The 16139-nt window shown below is 46.2% G+C and carries 15 protein-coding genes; 11 read left to right on the top strand and 4 right to left on the bottom strand.

Annotation, left to right across the window (positions count from 1 at the left end; translation table 11 throughout):
- Nucleotides 1–17 precede the first annotated feature (17 nt).
- Nucleotides 18–1061: a type IV pilus twitching motility protein PilT gene (locus tag ZMTM_RS10480; RefSeq protein WP_221763799.1), complete on the bottom strand. Its 1044-nt coding sequence runs from the start codon at nt 1059–1061 to the stop codon at nt 18–20.
- 52 nt (nt 1062–1113) lie between these two features.
- On the opposite strand from ZMTM_RS10480, the gene ZMTM_RS10485 reads away from it, so the two are divergent.
- From ZMTM_RS10485 to ZMTM_RS10500, 4 genes are all read left to right on the top strand, one after another.
- Nucleotides 1114–1806, top strand: coding sequence for a YggS family pyridoxal phosphate-dependent enzyme (locus ZMTM_RS10485; RefSeq protein WP_221763800.1), 693 nt, complete (start codon nt 1114–1116; stop codon nt 1804–1806).
- Nucleotides 1807–1867: 61 nt separating this feature from the next.
- Nucleotides 1868–2677, top strand: coding sequence for a pyrroline-5-carboxylate reductase (gene proC / locus ZMTM_RS10490; RefSeq protein ID WP_221763801.1), 810 nt, complete (start codon nt 1868–1870; stop codon nt 2675–2677).
- A gap of 5 nt (nt 2678–2682) precedes the next feature.
- Nucleotides 2683–3258 carry a YggT family protein gene (locus tag ZMTM_RS10495; protein WP_221763802.1) on the top strand — a complete coding sequence of 192 codons (576 nt, stop codon included), beginning with the start codon at nt 2683–2685 and terminating at the stop codon, nt 3256–3258.
- 388 nt (nt 3259–3646) lie between these two features.
- On the top strand, nt 3647–5674 hold the full coding sequence (locus tag ZMTM_RS10500; RefSeq protein ID WP_221763803.1) for a dynamin family protein: 2028 nt from the start codon (nt 3647–3649) through the stop codon (nt 5672–5674).
- Between the two features lie 40 nt (nt 5675–5714).
- Here the strand turns inward: ZMTM_RS10500 and rng are convergent, their stop codons facing one another.
- On the bottom strand, nt 5715–7190 hold the full coding sequence (rng, locus tag ZMTM_RS10505; protein ID WP_221763804.1) for a ribonuclease G: 1476 nt from the start codon (nt 7188–7190) through the stop codon (nt 5715–5717).
- Nucleotides 7187–7792, bottom strand: a complete 606-nt coding sequence (locus ZMTM_RS10510) for a Maf family protein (RefSeq protein ID WP_221763805.1) — start codon at nt 7790–7792, stop codon at nt 7187–7189. Before ZMTM_RS10510 ends, rng begins: the two co-directional genes overlap by 4 nt.
- Before the next feature lie 177 nt (nt 7793–7969).
- Between ZMTM_RS10510 and ZMTM_RS10515 the strand changes: the two genes are divergently transcribed.
- From ZMTM_RS10515 to mnmA, 3 genes are all read left to right on the top strand, one after another.
- On the top strand, nt 7970–8605 hold the full coding sequence (locus tag ZMTM_RS10515; RefSeq protein WP_221763806.1) for a YchE family NAAT transporter: 636 nt from the start codon (nt 7970–7972) through the stop codon (nt 8603–8605).
- 82 nt (nt 8606–8687) lie between these two features.
- Nucleotides 8688–9137, top strand: a complete 450-nt coding sequence (locus ZMTM_RS10520; protein WP_221763807.1) for an NUDIX hydrolase — start codon at nt 8688–8690, stop codon at nt 9135–9137.
- A 19-nt stretch (nt 9138–9156) separates the two neighbouring features.
- Nucleotides 9157–10242 carry a tRNA 2-thiouridine(34) synthase MnmA gene (mnmA, locus tag ZMTM_RS10525; protein ID WP_221763808.1) on the top strand — a complete coding sequence of 362 codons (1086 nt, stop codon included), beginning with the start codon at nt 9157–9159 and terminating at the stop codon, nt 10240–10242.
- 3 nt (nt 10243–10245) lie between these two features.
- Here the strand turns inward: mnmA and ZMTM_RS10530 are convergent, their stop codons facing one another.
- A complete protein-coding gene (locus tag ZMTM_RS10530; protein WP_221763809.1) occupies nt 10246–10851 on the bottom strand; it encodes a glutathione S-transferase family protein in 606 nt (201 codons plus the stop codon).
- 83 nt (nt 10852–10934) lie between these two features.
- Between ZMTM_RS10530 and nadC the strand changes: the two genes are divergently transcribed.
- From nadC to ilvN, 4 genes are all read left to right on the top strand, one after another.
- Nucleotides 10935–11816, top strand: a complete 882-nt coding sequence (nadC, locus tag ZMTM_RS10535; protein ID WP_221763810.1) for a carboxylating nicotinate-nucleotide diphosphorylase — start codon at nt 10935–10937, stop codon at nt 11814–11816.
- Between the two features lie 44 nt (nt 11817–11860).
- The gene (locus ZMTM_RS10540) at nt 11861–13645 is read left to right on the top strand and encodes a GspE/PulE family protein (protein WP_221763811.1); all 1785 of its coding nucleotides are present in this window, start codon (nt 11861–11863) and stop codon (nt 13643–13645) included.
- Between the two features lie 219 nt (nt 13646–13864).
- Nucleotides 13865–15589: an acetolactate synthase 3 catalytic subunit gene (locus tag ZMTM_RS10545; protein WP_221763812.1), complete on the top strand. Its 1725-nt coding sequence runs from the start codon at nt 13865–13867 to the stop codon at nt 15587–15589.
- Between the two features lie 13 nt (nt 15590–15602).
- Nucleotides 15603–16094 carry an acetolactate synthase small subunit gene (ilvN, locus tag ZMTM_RS10550; RefSeq protein ID WP_221763813.1) on the top strand — a complete coding sequence of 164 codons (492 nt, stop codon included), beginning with the start codon at nt 15603–15605 and terminating at the stop codon, nt 16092–16094.
- Nucleotides 16095–16139: the final 45 nt, after the last annotated feature.

The following is a 16139-nucleotide window of genomic DNA, read 5'->3' on the forward strand; positions in this document are numbered from 1 at the left end:
TTATTTGACCAACTGAATTAACCACCAAATGCGTCTTTATTAGCGGCCTTGGAACGCGCTTCAGCATTTGAAATGACATTACGACGCACCAAATCCAACAGGTTTTGATCCAGCGTTTGCATACCAACGTTTTGTCCCGTTTGAATAGCGGAATACATCTGCGCAATCTTATTTTCGCGTATCAAATTACGAATCGCTGGCGTACCAATCATGATTTCATGCGCTGCAACTCGACCTTGTTCATCTTTGGTTTTACATAAGGTTTGCGAGATTACTGCACGCAGTGATTCTGAAAGCATCGAGCGTACCATTTCCTTCTCGGCGGCTGGGAACACATCCACCACGCGGTCAATGGTTTTGGCAGCTGAACTGGTATGCAAGGTACCGAATACCAAGTGACCAGTTTCCGCAGCGCTTAACGCCAAGCGGATAGTTTCCAGATCGCGCATTTCGCCAACCAGAATCACGTCAGGATCTTCACGCAGCGCTGAACGCAAGGCATTTGAGAAAGAAAGCGTGTGCGGGCCGACTTCACGTTGGTTGATCAGGCATTTTTTCGAGGTATGCACAAACTCAATCGGGTCTTCAACTGTAAGAATATGGCCAAATTCATTTTCATTCACATAATCAACCATGGCTGCCAATGTGGTTGACTTACCTGAACCAGTTGGGCCTGTCACCAGAACGATGCCGCGTGGATTTTGTGCGATTTCCTTGAAAATCGGCGGACAGCCGAGCTGTTCCATAGAAAGAATCTTGGAAGGAATAGTACGGAATACCGCACCAGAGCCGCGATTCTGATTAAACGCATTGACGCGGAAACGTGCAAGATTGGGAATCTCAAACGAAAAGTCACATTCCAGTGTTTCTTCATACACCTTGCGCTGGCCATCATTCATGATGTCGTACACCATGTCGTGTACTTCACTGTGATCCATTGATGGCAAGTTGATTTTACGGATGTCGCCATGTACCCGGATCATTGGTGGCAAACCTGCTGATAAATGCAAATCTGATGCTTTATTTTTGACCGAAAATGCAAGTAAATCAGAAATATCCACAAGCTGCTCCTGTATAATTTTTAGCTAGTATAGCGATGAGTGATGACAGATTATGAACACAATTGCAGACCGCTTGCAAGCAGTGCGCACCAGCATAGCCAAAGCTGCGTTAAAAGCGGGTAGAAATATAGATACCGTAATACTTTTAGCGGTGAGTAAAGCACATTCTGCTACCGCTTGTCAGGAGGCATTTGCATCTGGCCAAAGACATTTTGGAGAGAACTATCTGCAAGAAGCCATCCAAAAACAAGCTGATTTAAAGAACCTGCCCATTACCTGGCATTTTATCGGGCCGATACAAAGCAATAAAACCCAACTCATCGCCCAACATTTTGACTGGGTACATGGCGTGGATCGCCTAAAAATTGCAGAAAGGCTGAATGCAGCACGCCCTGAAAACATGCCGCCGTTGCAAATCTGCATCCAGATCAATGTAAGCAACGAAGAAACTAAAAGTGGCGTTTCGGTTGAGGATGCACCCATGCTTGCAGATGCCATCTCAAAACTACCACACCTGAAATTAAGGGGATTGATGGCCATACCCGCGCCAACTAATTCCGTTGAACTGCAACAAAAGCAGTTTAGAATAGTGTCACAATGTTTTGATGCCTTGGTCAAACAAGGCTATGCGATTGATACCCTATCTATGGGAATGTCGGATGATTTTGAAATGGCCATAGTCGAGGGCGCAACGATAGTACGCATAGGTTCAGCAATCTTTGGCGCACGTAGTTATGCCAGCTAAATTTCGCCTAATAGCAGCAAAACTTACCAATTAGTCACAATCCATAAAAAGACAGATATTCATGAAAATCAGTTTCATTGGTGGCGGTAACATGACACGCGCTTTGGTCACCGGGCTCAAGCAAAATGGTTTCAACACACAAGACATTAATGTGGTTGAACCCGATGCAGAAAAGCGTGCCCAGCTTAAAGCTGAATTTGGGGTCAATGTCAGCGAACAGTTGCCCAGCGTAAGCGCCTCTGATGTGATTGTGCTCGCGGTCAAACCACAGCAACTACGTGATTTATCTATATTTTTGGGTAGCCTGTTGAGCAAGCAACTGGTTATCTCGATTGCTGCTGGTATACGCACCCATGATTTAGCGCGCTGGCTGGGTGGTTACCAAGCCATTATCCGCGTCATGCCCAACACGCCAGCACAGATTCAAGCGGGTATTTCAGCTTTGTACGCCATGCCTGAAGTGAGCGCAACCCAACACCAGCAGGCTGAACTCATATTAAGCGCTGTCGGCAAAGTGTTGTGGCTGGATGATGAAGTCAAAATGGATGCAGTAACGGCTATCTCTGGCAGCGGCCCCGCCTATGTGTTTTACTTTATAGAAGCCATGCAGCAAGCCGCATTAGAACTCGGGTTATCGCAAGATGACGCCCGTAACCTGAGCCTGCAAACTTTTATTGGTGCCAGTCAGCTTGCCATGCAAAGCGATGAGAACCCTGCTACTTTGCGTAGTCAAGTGACGTCAAAAGGTGGTACGACTGAACAGGCCATATTGACGCTAGAAGCCGCCTCGGTGAAATCCGCAATCATCAAGGCAGCCAAAGCAGCGGCTGAGAAATCTGCCGATCTCGGCGACATACTGGGTAAGGATTAGATTAAATGATTGTTAACGCATTACAATTTTTGCTGCAAAGCATTGTCGGCATGTTTGCGATTATCGTGTTGCTGCGCTTTTACTTACAATTAGTCAGCGCACCGTTTCAAAACCCTGCCAGCCAGTTTGTAGTGGCTTTAAGTAATTTCATTGTAAAACCTACTAGGCGAATCATCCCAAGTTGGAGAGGCTTTGATTTATCCACGCTATTGTTGGCTTTAATTGCTGAGTGGATTGTCGAGTTTGGCTTGCGTTGGCTTGCAGACTTCCCTTTCCTAGTGGCTGGAACTGGCGTGTGGGTTGCACTTATTGGACTAGCTATCACTGACATCGTGAAGTTGAGTATCTATATCTTTCTTTACGCTACCGTCATTCAGGCGGTATTAAGCTGGGTAAACCCATATTCGCCTGTCGCACCAGTTCTGGATGCACTCACTCGCCCGCTGCTTAAACCACTCAGGCAATTTATACCTCTGATAGGTGGCTTTGATTTGTCGCCGATTGTAGTTGTCATCGGTGCGCAGTTAATAATCATGTTATTCGTCATGCCACTGGAGCTATATTTTTCCAGAATGTTTTAGCCCTTACTACGCTGAATAAGACAGCTTATTTCTGCTGTTAGCACGCTCTTTTCGATCAATAGTTGGCGAATAATTTAATTAGCAGATGAATGGCTTTTTCACCAGATAAACGGTTGATGTATGGCACTCTGACTGGAAATATCACGATAGAATACAAATAGTGCTAAAAAACAGTGTTTTTGATGCAATTTTCTTGGTGTTTTTACTCAATTTGATTTAGAGTTAAATCTAAATTTATAAATAATAATCAATAGTCTATGGTTCGCAATCGATACGAACCAAAATCAGGGGTGAGAGGCAGGGGATTATGAAGATTACAGTCTTGGTAAAACCGTCAAACCAGCCATTTGCTCCCAGTAATCAGGCGTTCAAAAATAAGCCGCGATGAATGAGTGCCGACTTACTTAACCAAATAGGTGCATTTCAGATATGGCGGGACGATGTTTCGCAGACCATCTCTGATTATCGTGATTGGCTAGACGCCACTAAAACCGCTGATGCCTTGCAGGACTTACGCCTGTATGACATGTCAGAGACGCTTAAAAAAGATCAAATTGTATTAGCGTTCGTCGCCGAATTTTCACGCGGCAAAACTGAAACCATCAACGCGCTATTTTTCTCAGACTTTAATCAACGCCTGTTACCTTCCGACCCTGGCCGCACGACCATGTGCCCGACTGAGATATTCTGGTCTGACAAAGAAGAACCGTGTATCAAACTATTGCCGATTGAAACGCGCAAAACTGACGATACACTGACCTACCTAAAGTCCAACCCGAATAATTGGACCAAGATACGCTTGGATCTGAATTCACCCGATTTGATGAAAGAAGCTTTTTCTACCGTCGTACAACAAAAAGAAGTGTCTTTAGATGTCGCGCGCGAACTTGGCCTGTGGAACGAAGAAGACATTGTCATGGTGCAAGCGCTAGCCTCTAAGGGCAAGGTGGATATTCCTGTCTGGCGCCATGCCTTGATTAATTACCCACACCCTTTACTCAAAAGTGGCCTGGTGATTCTAGATACTCCAGGCCTGAATACCTTGGGTACTGAACCAGAGCTCACTTTACGTATCATCCCCAATGCGCATGCCGTGATTTTTCTGTTAGCGACTGATACAGGTGTGACCAAGTCCGATATGCAAATCTGGACCGATTACATCCGCAATCGCGCAAGCCGCAAAATTGCAGTGTTGAACAAGATTGACATCTTGTGGGATGACATGAAGACAGCCGACGAAATCGCCGCCATGATTCAATCACAGATAGATGATACGGCGCGCCAGCTTAAACTGCCGACTTCACTGGTACTGGCAATCTCAGCTCAAAAAGCCTTGGTAGCAAAAATCAAGAAAGATGATGCACTGCTTGTGAGAAGTGGCATCCAGCAAGTGGAGCAATTGCTTGCTGAAAGTGTGATTGGTGCCAAACATGAGATTTTAAGCCATACAGTCATCAACGAAACTACCAACATGCTTAAGGCTTCACGCAAAGTCGCTCAGCAGCGGCTTATTGCAACGCGCGATCAGGCCTTAGAGCTAGAAAGTCTGCGTGGCAAGAATACAGGCGAAGTACAAGCCATACTCTCGAGAGTAGATGCTGACCGCAGACTGTATGAAGGCTCTGTTAGAACCTTCAATGTCGGCAGCCAGGAAATTAACAAGATTGCAGAAAACTTGCTGTCTCAGTTAAATCAGGATTACTTGAATACACTGCTTGAAATGAGCCGTGAAGAAATTGGCGATAGTTGGACTACGATAGGATTGAATCGCGGTCTCAAATCGCTGATCAAGCAAACGACTGAATTGGGCGACAGAATCACGCTGCAAGGCTCTAATATCAAAAAATCTGCAGATGAGCTTTACGAGTTATTTAAAAAGGCCCATGGGTTTGATATTGGGACACCTGCTCCACTTTCTATGGATGGCTTTAATCAGGCCATGCATGGCCTGGATAAACTAACGGAAGAGTTCTGCAACAACCCAGTGAATGTGATGACCGAAAAAAGGTTTTTGGTGAGGAAGTTCTACCATCATATTGGTGGTGAGGTGCAAAGCATATTTGCCAGTGCTTTTAGAGAATGTGAACAGTGGTTCAATATGGTGCTTAAACCACTCAAGCAACAGATTGCCGAGCATAAAGTGATTTTGGATCAGCGTACGCAATCATTGATGCAAGCCCATCAAGACCAGCAAACATTACAAGCTAATCTTGATAAGCTGACCAAAGAATTTGCTCTGCAGAAAGAACAAAGCGCACAACTCGACCAGATGCTGTTAAAACTAGTGAAAGCATCAAAATCAGTTGCGGTTGAAACCACTGCGCCTCAAAGCTCACCAGCAACCGTTGCGCCTGAGTTTATGGATACAATTAAGCTTAATAAATCGCCACTGGCTGATCACCGCGTCACTGTTTAATCCACAAACCTGACTTCAAACAGTTACTCTTGTACAGGCTTTACATCACCGCTTTTTGTCTATTCTCAACCAAGATGATATTGAATGCATCTTGGCCATATTGGTCTTCAATTTGCAGTGAAATTGGCTTACCAATAAACTCAGCCAAGTTGGCCAAGCTCTGTGATTCTGTACTTTGCAGCAAATCAATCACTTTCTTGGCAGCATGTACCCGCAATTCTTTGGCATCAAACTCACGCGCCTGACGCAAAATTTCACGCAGAATCTCATAGCAAACGGTTTGTGCTGTTTTTAATGCACCACTGCCTTTGCAGTAGGAACATGCCTCACACAAGATGTGCGATAGACTTTCTCGCGTGCGCTTTCTGGTCATCTCTACCAAGCCTAGCGCCGAAAACCCGCTAACACTGATTCTTGTTCGATCACTAGCTACAGCTAGATTTAACTCAGCCAACACGGCTGCACGCTGTTCATCATCATCCATATCGATAAAATCAATAATGATAATGCCGCCTAGATTACGCAATCTAAGCTGACGCGCAATGCATTTACAAGCCTCGATATTGGTTCTGAATATGGTATCTGCGAGGTTGATTCCACTTACAAAACCACCGGTATTCACATCTACAGTGGTTAGTGCTTCAGTCTGGTCAATGATCAGATAACCACCAGACTTCAGCTCCACTTTTCGCGACATCGCTTTAGCGATCTCGGCTTCTACATTGTATGTATCGAAGAGTGGGCGCTCACCTTGATAGTGTTCAAGCAGGCTGGCATTAGTGGTTGTATAGCTAGTTGCAAAGGCTAATAGCTGCTGAAAATTCTCGCGCGAATCTACTAAAATACGTTTGGTGTCGGTACTTGCCACATCACGCAACACGCGCATACAGAGATTTAAATCCTGGAATACTAAGGTGCGTGTTGCGGCGCTTTTACTGGCAGATTGTATGTTTTCCTCAACCTTATGCAGATACGCAACATCAGACTTTAAGTCGTCATCAGTAGCATCTTCGGCCATGGTGCGAATGATGTATCCACCTTTGTGATTTTCAGGCAGCAGCTTCACCAAGCGATCACGCAATTTTTCGCGCTCGGCTTCATCTGCAATCCGTTGTGACACGCCAATATGGTCTTGTTGCGGTAGGTAAACGAGGAAGCGGCCGGCAATACTGATTTGCGTGGTGAGCCTAGCCCCCTTGCTGCCAATAGGCTCTTTAATCACTTGCACAATCAGTGATTGACCTTCGCGCAGTACATCCTGAATATTCTTTTGAGTTTCGCCTTCGTTACAATCCACCACATCAGCCACATGCAGGAAAGCCGCGCGCTGCAAACCAATATCGACAAACGCAGACTGCATGCCCGGCAATACACGGCAAACCGTGCCGCGATAAACATTACCCACCAAGCTGGAAGAACTCTGCCGCTCAACATGCAACTCTTGCACGATGCCATTTTCAATAATGGCAACGCGCGTCTCCTGCGGAGTGTAGTTGATGAGAATTTCTTCAGTCATAACAAATAGATGCCTGCTTGTTTAAGCAATTGGCTGGTTTCAAAAATCGGCAGCCCCATCACACCAGAGTAACTGCCATCAATTTTTTTGATAAATGTACTGGCCAAACCTTGTATGCCGTAAGCACCAGCCTTGTCCATAGGCTCACCAGAAGCCACATAAGCGTTTATTTCCTCATCTGCCAACTCAGCGAATTCGACTTGAGTAGAAGATAAGCGACTAAACGTACCTTGGGCAGTTAGTACGGCCACGGCTGTATGCACGTAATGCGATTGACCAGACATGCTTTTTAGCATGGCAACAGCATCCTTAGCATCTTCAGGCTTACCCAGAATGCGCCAACTGTCTGATTTTGGATCATGCAGCGCCACAGTCGTGTCGGCTGCCAGTATCGGCAACACAGGCAATGCGTTGTTTTTTACATAGTTTAAACATGCCAAAGCCTTCTCTTCCGCCAACCGAGTCACATAAGCATCAGGTAATTCAAATGCTTGTACTGACTCATCGATATCTGCTGGCAACACTTCAAAACTGACACCTAATTGCGCAAGGATTTCTGCTCGTCTAGGCGACCGAGATGCAAGATAAATTTTTTTATTCATTCTAAAAACGCTTTTTGCTTCAAACTGTTGCATTAGGCCACTTTAGCCAATTTGAGTCATATGCAACAATCAGAATCAAATCGTTACAATTTATTAACAATTAACTGGATATTAACTGATTGCACCCTACTTCAACAACCAGTTTCCAATTTAAAAGAATCGATTTAAGGGATATTTATGCATGAGTGGTCTGCTTTAACCAAAATCGGCATTGCGCTGTTCGCTATCGTCAACCCAATAGGGATTGTTCCTATTTTCATCAGCGCCACTGACGGATGGAGCAAACAAGAGCGGTCAAGAACAGCCAATACGGTAGCTATCACAGTCTTTTTCGTGTTATTGATTTCGGCTTTTCTGGGCGACCAGATTCTTGATTTTTTCAGTATCAGCATTCCATCGTTTCAAGTCGGTGGCGGCATTCTATTAATGTTAATTGCCATCTCCATGTTGCACGGCAAGCTTACCCACAGCCGCCAGACGCCAGAAGAAGCGCAGGCCGTTTCAGAGCGCGAAGTAATTGCAGTCGTCCCACTAGCAATACCGCTGCTGGCTGGCCCTGGTGCTATTAGCAGCATGATTATCGCGGCGCAGCAAAATAGTAGTTTTGTATGGCATTTATCACTGGCAATCCCTGTCTTTGTTGTGTGCTGCCTAATATGGGTCACGCTAAAACTATCGGTCAGGATCGGACAAAAACTAGGCACTATCGGCATCACCATCGTCACTAGACTGATGGGCTTGATACTCGCAGCCATGGCCGTTGAATTTATTGCGCATGGCTTGATTGGGCTGTTCCCTAAACTTGCAAGCTAATTAGGCTTGCGAGTTAATAATGCAAGCTAGTCTAGTTAGCACTTGCTCTGTAAAATATGCGTTTTAATATAAAGCAGCATCAATGATCTGGAAGCCCAACACTACGGTAGCTGCAGTTATAGAAGTGGATGGAAAATTTCTACTGGTTGAAGAAGACACAACTGATGGCATCCGACTTAATCAACCAGCAGGACATCTTGAAGATGGCGAAACACTGTTGCAAGCGGTAGTTCGTGAAGCACAGGAAGAATCAGCCTACACCGTTCAGCCAGAAGCACTGCTAGGCATCTACCAATGGCGATTGGCCGAAAAAGATATCACCTATATGCGCTTTGCCTTTATTGCTAGCATCATTGCGCATGATGACAAACAAAAACTGGATGCGGGTATCATTCGTGCGATCTGGATGGATGCAGATGAAATCAAAGCCAATCAGCACAGACTGCGTAGTCCGCAAGTATTAAAGTGTGTAGAAGACTATCTGGCAGGACAACGTTTTCCACTCAGTGTAATTACACATATACCGCACTGAAATAAAATGAAAAAAACTCATGGCTAAACAAAAAGTAGTGGTCGGCCTCTCTGGCGGCGTAGATTCATCAGTCACTGCCTTGCTGCTAAAAGAGCAGGGTTACGATGTCACTGGTCTTTTCATGAAGAACTGGGAAGATGACGACACCGATGAATACTGCTCGTCCAAGCAAGACCTGATTGACGCCGTTTCCGTCGCCGACAAAATCGGCATTGAAATCGAAGCCGTCAATTTTAGTACCGAATATAAAGACCGTGTATTTGCCAACTTTCTTTCTGAATACAAGGCTGGCCGTACACCCAATCCAGACATTCTGTGCAATGCCGAGATCAAGTTTAAAGCATTCCTCGATCACGCCATGGGCTTGGGCGCCGACCTGATTGCCACTGGGCACTATGCCCAAGTGCGCGAAAAGAATGGACTGTTCCAGTTACTCAAAGCAGAAGATGGCAGCAAAGACCAAAGCTATTTCCTATACAGGCTGAATCAGGCGCAACTTTCAAAAACCCTGTTTCCGCTAGGCAAGCTGCTAAAACGCGAAGTCCGTGAGATTGCGCGCAAAGCTGGGTTGATCAATGCCGAAAAGAAAGACTCAACTGGTATTTGCTTTATTGGCGAACGCCCTTTTCAAGAATTTCTCGCGCGTTACTTACCGCGTGAACCAGGTGAGATGCAAACACCTGAAGGCAAAGTAGTTGGCCAACATGAAGGCTTGATGTACTACACGCTGGGTCAACGCCAAGGCCTGAAAATCGGCGGCTCAAGGGAAAGTAATGGTGAGCCATGGTTTGTAGCAGCAAAAGACATGGAGAAAAATATACTCACCGTAGTGCAGGGCCATGAACACCCTTTATTGCTTAACGATGGCTTGCAAGCCAGCCAGTTACACTGGATAGCAGGCCACGAACCTGAAACGCATTGGGTATATGCAGCCAAAACACGCTATCGCCAAGCCGATGCGCCGTGTGAAATTGATGCACTAAATAACGACTTCACGGAAATCAAATTTGGGCAGAAGCAATGGGCGATTACGCCTGGGCAGTCAGCTGTGGTTTACGAGAGCCAGGTTTGTCTAGGTGGCGGCATTATCACTGCCGCCATTTAGCGCTTAAACCGGGGTGGTATCGGCGAAGGCTTTGCGCTTCATCAACTCAGCATAATGCCTTGCCAAATTTGGATATTGAGCCGCCAAATCGATTTCAGGCATGCGTAAAGCCAAGTAACCAAGCATGCAACCCAGTGAAATATCCGCAAGACTGAAACTATCGTCCACGCACCACTTGCTGTCACCAAGCTCTTGATTCAAGGCAGTCAATCCGCGCTCTACTTTGCCATGTTGTTTCGTGATAACTGTCGCATCTTGTTTATCTTCAGGCCTGCGACTTTCTTGTATAGCTAATATCGCTGCATCGCAGACACCATCTGCTAGTGCTTCCCAACGCCTAACCTGTATTTTCAAGGTGTGGTCTTGCGGAATCAGGTGTGCGACTGGAGTGCGGTGATCAAGATATTCAACGATCACGCGAGAGTCAAATAGGCTATCGCCGTCATCCAGAATCAATACGGGAATTTTACCGAGTGGGTTATGCTGAGTGACTGGGGAGTCAGTGGCGGCCAGCACCACAGGTACCATCTCGATTTCAATACGTTTTTCACTAGCGACGATGCGCACTTTGCGTGCATAAGGGCTGCCGAGGGAGTACAAAAGTTTCATAAAGTTGATTTCATCAAGAATTGAATTAGGCTTGAGGGCTTTAAGCTATCGATTAGAACCTAGTGCACATTATAATAGAAATCATGAGCAAACAATTGTTAAGCAATCTTTCGGCGGAACTTCAAACGGCATTACTCAACAACGTAAGAGATGCGCTGGCAGAAGACATATCTACAGGCGATTTAACCGCACAACTCATCCCTGCCACACAAATAGCTCACGCCACATTGATCAGTCGCGAGAATGCTGTGATCTGTGGCTTGCCTTGGCTCGAAGCCTGCATAGACCAAATTGATCCTACAGTGAGCATTCAATGGCATATCGCCGAGGGTGAAACCGTTGAGCCCAATCAAGCAATATGTGAGTTACAAGGCAATGCACGCAGCATATTGACTGCTGAACGTGCAGCACTTAATTTTGTGCAGTTGCTTTCAGCGACCGCTACACAAACCAGACTATATGTTGATGCAATCAAAACGACAAAGGCGCGTATTCTGGATACCAGAAAAACATTACCTGGATTACGTCTGGCACAAAAATATGCGGTGACTATTGGCGGGGGATTGAATCAACGACTCGGGCTATATGACGGTATCTTGATCAAGGAAAACCATATTGCTGCGGCTGGCAGTATTGAAGCTGTGTTAAATGCTGCAGATGAAGTCAGAAAAACATCGGATACTAATATTACAGTGCAAATAGAAGTTGAAAATCTGCATCAACTCAAAACCGCGCTGGATGCCGGCGCGAAGCTGATATTGCTGGATAACTTTGATATCCCAGCATTGGCTGAGGCCGTCAAATTGAATGCAGGCAAAGCCATTCTGGAAGCCTCTGGTGGCATCAATCTGGATAACGTGCTGGCCATCGCGCAAACTGGCGTGGACAGAATCTCGATAGGGGCCATCACTAAACACGTAAAGGCCATAGATTTATCTTTACGTTTTAAAGAGATAACGCTTTAATTAGAATAGAATTTGAGTAAGTTAACCATTGAGAGACTGCGCGCATGAGTAAATCAGCCACCATCGTAAAAACACTTGAGGGGAAATTAACCCTTGGGGACGTATTACGCTTGCTGGTGAATGACGGCCTGATCGACAAAGACCAAGCCGAAAAACTCTATAAAGATCGCAAAATGGATAGCACCAATTTGCACCCGATTGTGATTATCGGCGAGCAAAAGTGGAAAAACCTCTCTGCACCTGCAAAAACCCTGACCGTTGAAGCACTTACCATCTGGCTGGCCAAGCATGCTGATCTCGATTATTACCATATTGACCCACTGAATATGGATTTTGGGTCTATTGCTAAGGTTGTCTCAAAAAATTACGCCGAACGCCTCAAAATCATGCCCGTAAAAGTGGGAAATGAACAGGCAACCATTGCAACTGCGGAGCCTTTCCAGATTGACTGGATTCCTGATCTAGAGCGTATTCTGCGCATGAAAATCAAGCTGGTAGTGGCAAACCCTTTGGAAATCACACGCTATTTGCCTGAGGTTTATAACCTTGCAAATTCAATCAATGTAGCCACTATCGCCAAGGCTGGCCAAATATTAGGTGTACAAAATTTCGAACAGTTAGTTGAGCTAGGCAAAAACAAGAATCTGGATGCGAACGAACAGCACATCGTCAATATTGTAGACTGGTTGTTCAAATATGCGTTTGAGCAACGCGCCAGTGATATTCATTTAGAGCCACGCCGCACGCTTGGTGTGATGCGTTTCCGTATCGACGGCGTGTTGCATCAGGTCTATCAACTACCTTCCACCATCATGAATGCCATCACCAGCCGCATCAAGCTACTGGGGCGCATGGATATGGTGGAAAAACGTAGGCCGCAGGATGGCCGTATCAAGACCGTCACCGCAGAAGGCTCGGAAGTTGAGTTACGTCTATCCACCATGCCAACAGCTTTTGGCGAAAAACTGGTGATGCGGATATTCAGGCCAGAAATTATCGTTAAGAACTTTGTTGAGCTTGGGTTTTCTCCAGAGCAGGCAGCCCAGTGGAATGATTGGACGCATAACCCAAATGGCATCATCCTAGTTACTGGTCCTACAGGTTCTGGTAAAACCACTACGCTGTATTCAACGCTCAAGAACCTTGCAACTTCAGAAGTGAATGTATGTACGGTAGAAGAGCCGATAGAAATGGTAGAGCCTGCATTCAACCAGATGCAGGTTCAGCCGAACATTGACCTCACGTTTGCGCATGGTATCCGCACGCTTTTGCGACAAGACCCAGACATCATCATGGTCGGCGAAATTCGCGATCTGGAAACTGCCGACATGGCGATTCAAGCAGCGCTTACTGGTCACTTAGTACTATCGACCCTACACACCAACGATGCCCCATCGGCAATTACCCGCTTGCTTGATTTGGGCGTACCTTCGTACCTTATTCAATCAACACTGCTAGGCGTGATGGCACAGCGTTTGTTACGTACACTTTGCCCTAATTGCAAAACACCATACGCAATGCCTGAACATGAGTGGCATGATCTGATCAAACCCTGGGAAATGCCACCGCCAGCCAATGCTCATGGCAAAGTCGGCTGTATGGACTGCCGGAATACGGGCTATCGTGGCCGTAGTGGCATCTATGAGATGCTCTCCGTTACCCCTGAAATCAGAAAGCTGATTACACCAACAGCCGATTTAGCAAAAATCCGTACACTGGCTTACAAGGAGGGTATGCAACCCCTCCTCATTAATGGGGCGGAAAAAATCGCAGCAGGCATTACTACCATAGAAGAGTTACTCAAAGTTGCTCCGCCACTTGAGGATTAACGTTTTAAAGACAAGTCTGTAATTACCAATACGCGGTTAAAACACAGTATTAATAGCTTCAAGTAGTCTAGCAATCCAAACTTTGCCTCAGAGGCAGTCCCATCCACGTCATCCGAAATCGGTAAATAAAGACGATTTAAACACTATCAATCTTGACCAAATACCCGCAAACGGTTACTGTGCAGGGTTCACCAACATCAGCAAAATTAAGTCCGATTTATGGAAGACCGCAACACTCAGATCACTGGCGCAGAGATCGTCATCCGTTGCTTGCAGGAAGAAAAAGTCAAGTTCGTGTTTGGCTACCCTGGCGGCGCGGTACTCAACATCTACGACGAAATATTCAAGCAAGATTCATTCAAACACGTACTCGTGCGCCACGAGCAGGCTGCTGTGCATGCAGCCGATGCCTACTCGCGCTCCACAGGTGAAGTCGGTGTTGCACTAGTCACGTCTGGCCCTGGCGCTACTAACGCAGTGACTGGCATCGCCACCGCTTATATGGATTCAGTACCTATGGTCGTTTTAAGCGGCCAGGTGCCTACCCCTGCAATCGGCATGGATGCTTTCCAAGAAGTCGACATGATCGGCATCACACGCCCGTGCGTGAAGCATAATTTCTTGATCAAAGACATCAAGGACATTGCGCCGACCATTAAGAAGGCGTTTTATATCGCTGCCACTGGCCGCCCTGGGCCTGTAGTGGTTGATATCCCTAAAGACATCACCCAACAACTTTACCATTTTGATTATCCAAAATCGGTAGAGATGCGCTCATACAGCCCAATATTGAAAGGCCATACTGGCCAGATCAAAAAAGCGGTCAAGCTAATGCTCGAAGCTAAACGCCCTATGATCTATAGTGGTGGTGGTGTGATCTTGGGCGATGCAGCAGATCAACTGATCAAGTTAACTCGCCGTTTAGGTTCGCCTATCACCAACACCCTGATGGGTTTAGGTGGCTACCCTGCAACGGACAAGCAGTTCCTTGGGATGCTAGGCATGCACGGCACGCTTGAAGCCAATATGGCCATGCAGGAATGTGATGTGCTGATTGCGATTGGTGCGCGTTTTGATGACCGCGTGATTGGCAACCCTGAACACTTTTTTAGTAAAAACCGTACGATTATCCATATCGACGTAGACCCGTCTTCGATTTCGAAGCGCGTTAAGGTTGATATTCCTATCGTCGGTCACGTACAGTCTGTACTCGGCGAAATGAATGAGTTACTTGATCTGGAGAAGACACCAGATACACAAAGGCTGGAATCATGGTGGAAACAGATTGAAGAATGGCGTAGCAAGAAATGCCTAAACTTTGATCGTACCAGCGACATCATCAAGCCCCAGGCCGTTGTGGAAAAACTTTGGGAAGTCACCAAAGGCGATGCCTTTGTGACCTCAGATGTTGGTCAGCACCAGATGTGGGCTGCGCAATACTATAAATTCGACAAACCACGTCGCTGGATCAACTCGGGCGGCTTGGGCACGATGGGCGTTGGCTTACCTTACGCGATGGGTGTTCAGTTAGCACATCCTGAGGCACAAGTTGCCTGCATCACAGGCGAGGCTTCTATCCAGATGTGCATACAGGAGCTATCAACCTGTAAGCAGTTCCATCTGCCGATCAAGGTCATTACCTTGAATAATCGCTATATGGGTATGGTGCGTCAGTGGCAGGAGTTTTTCTACGGCAACCGTTATTCAGAATCATATATGGACGCGTTGCCTGATTTCGTGAAACTGGCAGAGGCTTATGGCCATGTTGGCATGCGCATCGAGAAACCATCTGATGTTGAAGGCGCTTTGAAAGAAGCCTTTAGCCCCGCATTGAAAGAGCGCTTCGTCTTTATGGACTTTTTAACAGACCAAAAAGAAAACGTGTTCCCTATGGTACCGAATGGCAAGGGCCTTTCTGAAATGATCTTGGCTGAAGAGTTATAAGCAGAATACTAAAATGAAACATATCATCTCATTACTGATGGAAAACGAAGCTGGCGCGCTTTCACGTGTGGCCGGCCTCTTTTCTGCGCGTGCATACAATATTGAATCACTGACCGTGGCGCCCACCGAAGATGCCACGTTGTCACGCATGACCATCGTCACCTCCGGATCGGACGAAGTGATCGAGCAAATCATCAAACAGCTCAACAAGCTGATTGATGTGGTCAAGGTGCTGGACCTGAATGATGGTCGACATATCGAGCGCGAGCTCATGCTGGTCAAGGTCAAGGCAACTGGCGTTTTCCGCGACGAAATGAAGCGGATTTGCGATATTTTCCGTGGTCGTATCATTGATGTTGCTGATGGCAGCTACACCATAGAGCTCACGGGCTCGGGTAACAAACTGGATGCTTTTTTGGAAGCTCTGGATAAAACCGCTATTTTAGAGACAGTCCGCACTGGTGCTTCTGGCATTGGTCGTGGTGACCGTATCTTAAAAGTTTAAAACCACACAACTATTAAATCTAAATAACTACGAGATTTGTTCGAA

This window comes from Methyloradius palustris (assembly GCF_019703875.1).
In the GTDB taxonomy this organism is placed as follows: Bacteria; Pseudomonadota; Gammaproteobacteria; order Burkholderiales; family Methylophilaceae; genus Methyloradius; species Methyloradius palustris.

Coding starts and splice junctions, on each gene's coding strand:
- rng (WP_221763804.1), bottom strand. CDS start 7,190: ATGACTGAAGAAATTCTCATCAACTACACTCCGCAGGAGACGCGCGTT.
- ZMTM_RS10545 (WP_221763812.1), top strand. CDS start 13,865: ATGGAAGACCGCAACACTCAGATCACTGGCGCAGAGATCGTCATCCGT.
- ZMTM_RS10485 (WP_221763800.1), top strand. CDS start 1,114: ATGAACACAATTGCAGACCGCTTGCAAGCAGTGCGCACCAGCATAGCC.
- ZMTM_RS10520 (WP_221763807.1), top strand. CDS start 8,688: ATGATCTGGAAGCCCAACACTACGGTAGCTGCAGTTATAGAAGTGGAT.
- ilvN (WP_221763813.1), top strand. CDS start 15,603: ATGAAACATATCATCTCATTACTGATGGAAAACGAAGCTGGCGCGCTT.
- ZMTM_RS10500 (WP_221763803.1), top strand. CDS start 3,647: ATGAGTGCCGACTTACTTAACCAAATAGGTGCATTTCAGATATGGCGG.
- ZMTM_RS10540 (WP_221763811.1), top strand. CDS start 11,861: ATGAGTAAATCAGCCACCATCGTAAAAACACTTGAGGGGAAATTAACC.
- ZMTM_RS10510 (WP_221763805.1), bottom strand. CDS start 7,792: ATGAATAAAAAAATTTATCTTGCATCTCGGTCGCCTAGACGAGCAGAA.
- nadC (WP_221763810.1), top strand. CDS start 10,935: ATGAGCAAACAATTGTTAAGCAATCTTTCGGCGGAACTTCAAACGGCA.
- ZMTM_RS10530 (WP_221763809.1), bottom strand. CDS start 10,851: ATGAAACTTTTGTACTCCCTCGGCAGCCCTTATGCACGCAAAGTGCGC.
- ZMTM_RS10495 (WP_221763802.1), top strand. CDS start 2,683: ATGATTGTTAACGCATTACAATTTTTGCTGCAAAGCATTGTCGGCATG.
- ZMTM_RS10515 (WP_221763806.1), top strand. CDS start 7,970: ATGCATGAGTGGTCTGCTTTAACCAAAATCGGCATTGCGCTGTTCGCT.
- mnmA (WP_221763808.1), top strand. CDS start 9,157: ATGGCTAAACAAAAAGTAGTGGTCGGCCTCTCTGGCGGCGTAGATTCA.
- proC (WP_221763801.1), top strand. CDS start 1,868: ATGAAAATCAGTTTCATTGGTGGCGGTAACATGACACGCGCTTTGGTC.